General features: G+C 39.8%; 1 protein-coding gene. It reads right to left on the bottom strand.

Going from position 1 to position 2,885, the window contains the following annotated elements:
• Nucleotides 1-2,885: beta strand repeat-containing protein (locus tag AC2SLM_RS12730; RefSeq protein WP_486554261.1), on the bottom strand; the 2,885-nt coding region annotated here is incomplete at both ends.

Raw genomic sequence — 2,885 nt, 5'->3', positions numbered from 1 at the left:
TCTTCGGTAATACTGTCTATACTAATAGTATTGGTTTCAGGATCTGTCGTATCAACCTTAACAACCTGGGTATCAACTGCTCCCACATTACCGGCTATATCCACAATGCGCGTTTGAACGTTATAGGTTCCCTCTGCTAGAGTTTCACCTTTATTATCATAGCTCCAGGTTGTTCCTGTGGTCGTGGCATCTAGCCATGTTCCATTTATGTTAATTTGAACTTTCTCATTACCTGTTAGTGCATTAGCTAAGGTACCACTAAACTCTAGCGTTTGGTCATTGGTTATAAAGTCACTAGCTGTACCTGTATCCTCAGTGATACTGGTAATATCAATGGTATTAGTTGCTGGGCCAGTAAGATCAATCTTTACAGTCTGACTGTCTGTATCACCTACATTGCCTGCTGTATCTACAATACGTGCTTGTACATTGTAGTCATCTGCTGCCAACGTTATAGCTGTATTGTCATAGCTCCAAGTTGTACCAGTAGTCGTGGCATCTAACCATGTTCCATTTATATTAATCTGTACTTTTTCATCAGTTCCTAGTTCATTGGCTAAGGTACCTTCGAACTTTAAAGTACGGTCATTAGTAATAAAGTCATCTGATGCACTACCTGTATCGTCAGTGATACTAGTAATTTCAATGGTGTTAGTCTCTGGCGCAGTAGTGTTGATAACCACATCTTGATTGTCCGTCGCGCCTACGTTACCAGCGGTATCAACAATTCGTGCTTTAACGTTGGTGGTGCCTTCATCTAATGTTATAGCTGTATTATCATATGACCAACTGGTACCATTCGTCGTTGCATCGACCCAGGTTGTTCCATTATCCAGACTAATTTGTACTTTCTCATCATCTCCTAAAGGATTCGCTAAAGTACCATTAAACTCTAAAGTCTGGTCTTTGGTAATGAAGTCAGTTGTACTGCTACCTGTGTCAGTGGTGATTCCAGTAATTTCAATATTATTCGTTGCTGGAGGTGTGGTGTCAATTTTACCGTCTTGACTATCCGTAGCTCCTACATTACCTGCGGTGTCTACTATTCGAGCATGTACTGTGTAATCGCCAGGCGGCAAAGTTTCAGCTGTATTATCAAATGTCCAAGTTGTTGTACCTGCTGTATAATCGGCATTATCCCAGTTAATCCCATCTAGGCTAACTTGAACTTTCTCATCAGCTGCTAGTGCTTTGTTTAAGCTACCTTTTAAGATTAACTCTTGGTCCTTAGTAATGTAGTCAGAATCTGAGCTACCAGTATCTTCGGTAATACTGTCTATACTAATAGTATTGGTTTCAGGATCTGTCGTATCAACCTTAACAGTCTGTGCATCAACTGCTCCCACATCACCAGCTAGATCCACAATACGCACTTTAACTTTGTATTCACCATCTGCCAAAGCATTACCCGTATTATCATACGACCAGGTTGTCTCTCCTGCAGTATAAGCAGCATCTATCCACGTAGCACCGTCATCAAGACTAATTTGTACTTTCGCATCATCAACTAATGCATCTCTTAATGTTCCGTTAAACACTAAAGTGGAATCATTAGTAATAAAGTCTTCAGTATCAAGCCCTGTATCTTCAGTAATGCTTGAAATCTCAATAACATTTTCTTTTGGTGGTGTGATGTCAATCTTAACCAATTGATCATCCGTTGCTCCCACATTACCTGCTGTATCTACAATACGTGCTTGTACATTGTAGTTAGCTTCTGCCAACGTTATAGCTGTATTGTCATAGCTCCAGGTTGTTCCTGTGGTCGTGGCATCTAGCCATGTTCCATTTATATTAATCTGTACTTTTTCATCAGTTCCTAGTTCATTGGCTAAGGTACCTTCGAACTTTAAAGTACGGTCATTGGTAATAAAGTCATCTGATGCACTACCTGTATCGTCAGTGATACTAGTAATTTCAATGGTGTTTGCCACTGGATCGGTAGTATCAATCTTAACAACTTGAGTATCTGTTGCTCCAACAACACCGGAAGTTCCTACAATTCGTACTTTAACTGTATACTCTCCTTCATCTAATGTTATAGCTGTATTATCATATGACCAACTGGTACCATTCGTCGTTGCATCGACCCAGGTTGTTCCATTATCCAGACTAATTTGTACTTTCTCATCATTTCCTAAAGGATTCGCTAAAGTACCATTAAACTCTAAAGTCTGGTCTTTGGTAATGAAGTCATCTGATGCACTACCTGTATCGACAGTGATACTTGCAATATCAATAGTATTAGGTTGTAAAATACCATTATCTATTGTGAGCGATTGGCTATCAGTAACCCCTAAATTACCTGCAGTATCTACAATACGAGCTTGTACATTGTAATTACCATCTGCCAAAATCTCACTACTATTATCAAACGACCAGGTTGTTGTACCTGCTGTATAATCGGCATCCTCCCAGTTAATCCCATCTAGGCTGACTTGAACTTTCTCATCAACTGCTAGTGCTTTGTTTAAGCTACCTTTAAATAATAATGTCTGATCACTTGTAACGAAATCAGAATCTGAGCTACCAGTATCTTCGGTAATACTGTCTATACTAATAGTATTGGTTTCAGGATCTGTCGTATCAACCTTAACAACCTGGGTATCAACTGCTCCCACATTACCGGCTATATCCACAATGCGCGTTTGAACGTTATAGGTTCCCTCTGCTAGAGTTTCACCTTTATTATCATAGCTCCAGGTTGTTCCTGTGGTCGTGGCATCTAGCCATGTTCCATTTATGTTAATTTGAACTTTCTCATTACCTGTTAGTGCATTAGCTAAGGTACCACTAAACTCTAGCGTTTGGTCATTGGTTATAAAGTCACTAGCTGTACCTGTATCCTCAGTGATACTGGTAATATCAATGGTATTAGTTGCTGG

This window comes from Psychrobacter sp. CX16, from assembly GCF_057396245.1.
The sequence above is the reverse complement of the archived record's forward strand: the minus strand, read 5'-3'. Positions and strand labels throughout refer to the sequence as shown.